A 7,221-nucleotide genomic window follows, 5' to 3' on the forward strand; every position below is an offset into this window, starting at 1 on the left:
GTAATTGATGGCTCCTCACTGAATCGAAAGACCGCCGAGGGCAGGGGAACCATTAGTACCAAAATCATCCGGGTATAGAAAGTCTCCCCGATAAGGGAGTGTGCTCGTGAACTGAGCAGGATTGTTTGGGGGAAGAGTTCCCGTCCCACCAGGAGTAGTGGCGAAATTTCCATTCCGAACAAAGTTAACTGGGGCATCGCGGGTTCCTGTAGGGCAACCCTGGTTATTGGTGTTAAGAAAAACTTGAGCTTCAGCAGGTAGCTGAGGCCAGATTAACGGAGTGCCTACCAGGAGGCCGGAAATGCCGAAAGCCACACAAGCTTTTAAGAACGGTTCATCGCATCTCCTCGCAGAGCAGGCAACCACACAAAGAAAAACCAGGGCTAGAGGGGGTTATCGTTCGATCTGAAGATCTTCTTCCTGAACGACGACTTCAATATTGCGGGCATCCTTGTAATCAATTTCCACCCGACGATCGCGAGCATAGTCCAGTTTGGTTTGGCCTGGAGAGATGGGTCTGCGTTCACCAAACGATCGAATGGTCATCCGTTCATTGGCAATTCCTTTTTTCAGTAAATAGTTGCGGACATTGCGTGCCCGCTTTGCACCCAAATCTAAGTTGTAGGCGTCACTGGCACGCGAATCCGTGTGACCCTGAATTTCAATAATGATGGTGGGATTTTCCTGCAACACCTGCGCCACCCGATCCAGCACCCGCGCACTGGCCGGACTGATGAAATCCTTATCTAACGCAAAGTGAACATTCTTAGGCACCGTGAGAATGATGGGTTCAGGTGGTGTAACAGGTTCAGGCGGAGGGGGCGAGGCGGTCACGCACCGGGGAACGGAAGAGGGTGGCTGAGCAGCAGGGGAAGTGGATTCTGTAGCATTTAGCGGTTGAATCAAGGCACTGGGGGCAGGCTCTGAAGTGCCATAAAGGGGATTGGTGGCGATCGCGCTGATCCGTTCCCCTGCTTTCAAATCGCTGAGGGTTGCTGTAAAGTTGCCCTTTTCATCCACATCCACGGTGGTAATGGGTTGGGTTAAATTGCCGTAGCCATCCTGATTGCCCGTTACCCGATACAGTTCCACTTTGGTACCTGGATCGGCTTTACCATAGATTTGTACTGGCGCGACCTGGGTTGGATCAGTCGGTGAGGTACTGAGAGCCACAAAATCTTGAGTCACAAACTGGGGCGCGTTAATGGCCGCATTCCCCGTTTCTAAACGCCGGAAAAAATCATTGCCGGGAGGATTGGGGCCATCCCCCTTCTGATAAGCAAACACACCGACATCATTTTGAGTAACCAGATCAATGCTCAGTCCCTCCAGTCCCATAAAGCGGTTGGACTCAATCCGATTGCGTTGACTTTGGGGATAGGCTCCCACAACAACACCAGGCCCAGCTTGATAGCTGATCTGGTTGCCCGTCACCTGATGGTTATTTCCCATTAGATAAACTGCTGCCCTGCGGAGTCGTCTGCCGTTATAAGTGATCTGGTTATCCCGAATTTGTACGGCTCCTGACGGCTTAAACAGGTAAACACCGCTACCGTCATTGGCACAGATTACATTTCCCGTGATCTGGCTGTCGTTCACCTGACCTTCTAACCGAATGGCATCCAGCATTCCAGCCACCCCGTTCCCAATAATTACGTTCTCAGTGACTTCCATCTTTGAGGCATCGACAGAAGTGATAATTGCACTGCCTTCATGGTCGGCAATCCAGTTGCGACGAATCACCGTCCCCTCGCCGTTAAACACAGATACGCCAAAGGCAGAGCGATTGCCACTTTGAATCCGAGCTGCCCCATCCGGGGAAGGGGGAATGCCCAACCAGTTATTTTCAATGACCGTTCTCCGGGCGGGGAAGTCGTCCGAGTAAAAGGGAGAAAAATTTGCCGGAGTGGGCTGTTTCCGAATGTCGGGCGGGGGAAACCGATGAGCAATAAAGATATCAGCAGGAGGAGTAGAAGCTGTATTCCGATGATTTGAGGTGAACCCATAGAGGCTCAAACCACGAATCGTAATATTGTTCGCTTCAACGCTCAGTCCCCGGAAGACTTCTTTACCCTCGGCTGGAGTAATCGCCACAATGGGTACTGCCATTGGCAGTTCATTAATAATTGAGCGAGTTTCATACCCAGGTTGAGTGGTTCCATCGATCGCCATACCATCCACAGTCAGCGGTGGCAGGGTCTCATTGAGCCGAATGGTGGTCTGATCGGCAGGCAGGTTAAATTCAATGGCAAACCGACTGGCTGGACTGACTTGCTTTTTCTCCTCCTCTGTCAGCTTGTCAGGAGATAGGAGACCAGTGGCCAATGCGATCGCTTCTCGCAAAGTTATTTGATTGTCTGGCTGGATGGTGTCCTGATTGCTGTTGACGATTACCCGAAAGGGCTGAACCAGTGCAGTTAGAGAAGTTTGAGCCAGGGCCGCAGGGCTAGTCGTCACAAGCAGCAGGGAGGTGCTGAATAGGAATGGATGCTTCTTCATTTCGTGGGATCCCCTGATTCTGGCGGTGTGGCCGAGGGTTGTTCAGATAGTTGGGCAGGCAAAATGGGTGAGGAGGTGGTGGGAGTAGCCGTGGACTGTGTCTCGGTAGACTGACTTGCCACAGGTTGAACCACTGATTCTTGCTGCTGAGGAGGAGCCACCTTGTAGTCGGGTAAGCGCACGCCAAAGCCACCCAGCAACTGATCCAGCTTCAGCGACAGGTTGACATATACCCCATCTTTCGTGCGGTTAAAGTCGCGATCGTTGGCTTTGCCAAAGTTATAGCCCAGCGCAAAACGCAGACTGGGAGTAATGTAGTACCCCAACTCCGCGGCTAATCCCACTTCGTTGTAGTCCACCAACGATTGCCCAATCCAGCGGGCTTCTGCCGCCACATCCCAGCGGTAGCCAAAGCGGTAGGCGGCTCGCACCTGTCCCAGGGTAATGGCATTCGTTCCCAGCAGATCTCGCGCCAGGTAGGAAGTCGTATTCCGCCACGCAAACTTGCCGTAGAACTCCCAGCGGAAGTTGGGGGCGTACAACATTTCCAGGGCTACGAGATGGACTTTGGAGCCAGTGCCACTGCCAAACAGCAGCGTGTCAGGAATAATGCTGGGATTCTGGCGGAACTCATAGCTCAACAGAGCATTGAATTTGTCATCGTAAGGATTGCGATACGCTAGCCCGACTCTCAGATTGATGGTGTCTGCCAGCCCACTATCGACTAGCAGTTGGTTGGCAAAGTTACCCTGCTGATAGCGGGTCAAGGCCGTCAATGCCGGAGAGAGTTTGCCCGCAGCCCCAGCCGAAATCACCATCGTATCGTTGCTCCCGTCGCCGTCCCGAAACTCGAAGCGACCGCTAGCTTTGAAATTTGGGTTGTCGGTATAGTCCAAACCAATGCTGTAGCTGGTGTAAGCTGCCAGACCCAGAGAAGCAGAACTCTGGCCCACAGCAACGGGTTGCAGGAACTGTTGTCCAGCCTGGGTAAACGGTAACACACTGACGGCCACACGCTCATAGCCTGCATTTAAGCGTACTCCTGGCGCGATCCGCACTCCGTAATTCAAGCCAAAAGCTGATTGGGTTGACCAACCATTGGCACCGCCCAGGATTGTATAGCGGCTGGTGTAGGTGAAGTCATCTGTGATCCGTTTGTTAGACAGGATATCCAGACTGGTGAACGAATTGGTGCTGGGTTCGCTGGTACGGCCAATAAATTGTTGAGCTAACCGAACGGTGACATCTGGGGAGGGCAACCAATCCAAACCTACGGTTGTCCGGTTGGAATAAAGCGGGTCAGAATCACCGAGATTGCGTTCATCCTGTGCCCGGAAGATCAGGTTGCTCAGGATGGGATAGGTAAGTCGGGAGATGATCTGGTTGGAATCTGCTTCTAAACGTCCGCTGAAGTTGCGATCCTGGCGAGAAAGGCGACGGTAGTCGAGTCCCAATTCAACTGGCCCCACCTTTTGGGATACCCCAGCACGGAAGGTAGTCAGGCTGTTGCTGATTCGGGTTCCCGGAGTTGATTCTGGGGTGGGATTAAATAAATCGCCAAAGCCAGCGTTGATGATGGAGGTAATTCCGGTGATGGCAGGGGTATTGCCGAAATTAATTTCCCGATCGAACTGCACCAGCGCCTGAGTGCTAGGGGTCAGCTTAGCTGCGACTTCGGCCCCATAGCGGGTTTGTCCAGGAGTAAAGCTGGCCGAGGCGTTGTTGGTAAAGCCTTCTTCAACCGAGCGGTAAAAGGCCCGTGCAAACACGCCAGGGACGATCGTCCCAAAGGCTTCAAAACGGTAGGCATTGCCACGTTGATTACCCTGGAAAATGGAATCAAAGCTGGAATGTGCCACTTCCCCAATAATCTGGGCATCCTTGCCTAGCGACACCAGCAAATCGCCCCCATAGAGTTCAAATTGCTGTGCCCCCTGATCTTCCCTGAGGTAGGTAAATCCGGCCCAGGATTCGCGGTTTAGTTCGCGGGAGAAGTTGTATTGTACTCGTCCGGCGTAAAGTTTACCGCCATCCCCACCCGCACCATCGTATTGATAGGTGACGACAATTTGCCGCCGCAGGGTACGCCCAAAGGGATCAAATTCCAGGGCATTGATATTGCGTCGGAAGAGAATGGCCCCACGCTCGTAGTCAATCTCGTAATCCGGCCCCCGGTAGAGTGGTTTACGCTCAATCACCGTACCGGGGCGATCGAATTCCTGGGTTTCAATAAAAATGTTTTCACTGCCACCGATGACTAAGCGACGAGAGAGGTAGTAATAGCCACTGGTGCCATTCGGGGCAATTGTATCGCGTTGAAACGCATAGACGTTGTTGGCAAAGGCAAAAGTAATCTGTAAATCGCCCAGGTTATAGTTGGCCTTTAGCCCATGCAACTCCCGTGTGGTGGCCGTATAAAACTGGGAGGCTCTGGCAAATTCTTGAGTGCTATAGTCCCCCCACATCAGGTAGTCGGTTCCGGCCCCAAATACGGGTGAAGTGCGTTCGATCTTGAAGTAAACGCTGTCAATAGAAGGCGTGAGGAAGTCAATTGTTGAGCTATCTCCATAGACTGGATAGGGCTGCTCACAAAACTGCGACTGCCGGAACAAGCGCACGGCTCCAGAGCAATCTTCGTTGAGCGATCGCTGGTTGTTAAACGCTCCTGTAACCAGCCATTCCCCAATCCGCCCGGTGGCAAAGGCGGCAGTACTGAAATCAACTCGATAGCCCTGATCAATTAAGCTGGGGCGCAGGAAGTCCCGAAAGCGGTTGTAGAAATCCAGCCCAGCCTGCCCAAACCGCAGATTCACCTGGCCTGCGAGAATGAAGGGCCGTAAGTTGGTAATGAATTCTGCCTGAGTATAGGTTTCTAACTCGCGGATATCCGGATTAGGAGACAGCAGATGGGGAGGCAAGTTAATTTCTGGATAAGGAATATTGCTAGGTCGCTTTTTCTCCTCCTGAGTTACTAATTCTTTGCGGTCTACCGCTGCCCGAATCTTTACCATTTGGGGCTGCAGACCTGACTGCAGCTGTGCTCTGAACTTGCCTCCCCTAGCCAGGACTTGAAAACCAGGACGATCTTTGTCGTAGTCGGCACCGGCAAATTTACCTGCACTGGCTGTCAATGTGACCACTGTATCTTTTTGCACAGGCTGGCCTGCTTCATCCAGGATCTGCCCTTCAACTGTCAGAGCCGATCGTCCATCTGCCGGAACACGCCCTTCCTTAATTGGAAGAAATTCAATTTTGGCTGCTGTTTCCTGCACCTTAACGGTAATGCTGCTGGGGGTACCTCCTGGAATCCGAACGGTCAGCGTGTTCTCCCCTCGTTGTAAGGGAATGCGATACCAGACTTGGGTAGTTTGGCCGGTGGCTGGATCGTCCTGGGTTTGAGTCGCGACATCCGAGATCAAGGGTTGCTGGTTGACCGTCACCTCGACCTTGGCACCTGTGGGATAACGGATCACCAAATCTGTGAATTTCTGGGACGTTATTGTCTGTTTGGGACTCAGAATTTGCAGATCTCCCGTCGTTGTTGCTGGAGCCTGAGTTAGGGGAGAGAGTTGTGGAGATGGGGTGGAAGCTACAGGCTGAGAATCAACTCGTGACTCAGCAACAGGTTCGGCCTGAATGGTGGGTGGCTGCGGCTTGAGGACATCAGCAGAGCGAGAAACACCGCGATCAGCGATCGTTTTACCTGATTCAGAGCGGCCTTCCAGCCCTGGCAATAGGGTCGTCTCTGAGAGTTTGAATTCCAGAGGTTGCCCCTGATGAAATGAGGATGCCGTTTTCTGAGCCGCTTGGGTGGGAGTGGCCGGAGTGGGATCCGCCGCATAGACCGTAGATATGACACCTAGTGCGCCCACCAGGGTCGTCAGGGCACTGAGTCCAGTTATGGAATAAATCTGCATACTACCGCTGTCCCTCCCTAAAGCTTGGCGTAACCGCAAAATTCATTCGCGCCATGCCCCCGGGAGCTAACTTGACCATTCGCGATGGGCTGTTCCCCTCAATTCGGTACAGGTTAGGAGCCAGAGTGTATCCCGGAAGACTTGTCAGATCAAGGGTTCCGGCCCGCTGGCCAGCCAGTATGAAAGGCACGGAGAATAAACCGTTGGCATCAGTCACTACCCGGTTGCCATCATCCATGTAAATCACGGCATTGGGAACACCTGGCTCACCTGGCTGCTGCTCACCATCAAAGTTCTTATCCACAAACACACGGCCAATAATCGTGCCACAATCGGACAAAATGCCGGGACGAATGCGGAGCAGATGGGTTGCTGGATTACTACTAACAATTCCACCTGCCGGATTGGTGGCTCTAGCTACAGCTAAGTTCTGCCCTGATCCACGAACAGCATCCGGAGTCACCAATGCTGCGTAAACAATTGTTAAAGTTTGTTGAGGTGCGAGGCTTGGGTAAGTAAAGGTAATTACCTGTCCGTTCACCGTGGTGCCTGAGAGTGACACCGGAGTATCGGATCCTCCCGATGTGTTGAGCGATGCCCGAGACGAGTTATTCACGTATTTCAAGCCCAGAGGTAGGGTATCGGTTACCACCAGGTTATTCAACGTACTACTTCCCGTGTTTTTGATCAGCAGGCGATAGCTGACCGTATCACCTGGCTCGGCAGCACTGCGATCGCCCACTTTGACGATCTCCAGTCGTTCAGCGATTAGAGGCACCGTTGTGTTATTCGATTGCACCGTCTG

The 7,221-nt window shown here is 52.7% G+C and carries 4 protein-coding genes; all 4 read right to left on the reverse strand.

The features are described from left to right. Positions 1–15 precede the first annotated feature (15 nt). Entirely contained in the window at positions 16–315 is a 300-nt protein-coding gene (locus tag ACUVQO_RS07825; RefSeq protein WP_445925327.1) for a hypothetical protein, read from the reverse strand. A 78-nt stretch (positions 316–393) separates the two neighbouring features. Beyond that, positions 394–2,457 (reverse strand): OmpA family protein, encoded by a 2,064-nt coding sequence (locus ACUVQO_RS07830; protein ID WP_445925328.1) that lies wholly within the window; start codon positions 2,455–2,457, stop codon positions 394–396. Between the two features lie 38 nt (positions 2,458–2,495). After that, positions 2,496–6,416: a hypothetical protein gene (locus tag ACUVQO_RS07835; protein WP_445925329.1), complete on the reverse strand. Its 3,921-nt coding sequence runs from the start codon at positions 6,414–6,416 to the stop codon at positions 2,496–2,498. 1 nt (position 6,417) lies between these two features. Beyond that, positions 6,418–7,221 (reverse strand): DUF7507 domain-containing protein (locus ACUVQO_RS07840; protein WP_445925330.1); only part of this gene is annotated, 804 nt, incomplete at its 5' end.

Source organism: Leptodesmis sp. (assembly GCF_052746595.1).

Coding starts and splice junctions, on each gene's coding strand:
- ACUVQO_RS07835 (WP_445925329.1), bottom strand. CDS start 6,416: ATGCAGATTTATTCCATAACTGGACTCAGTGCCCTGACGACCCTGGTG.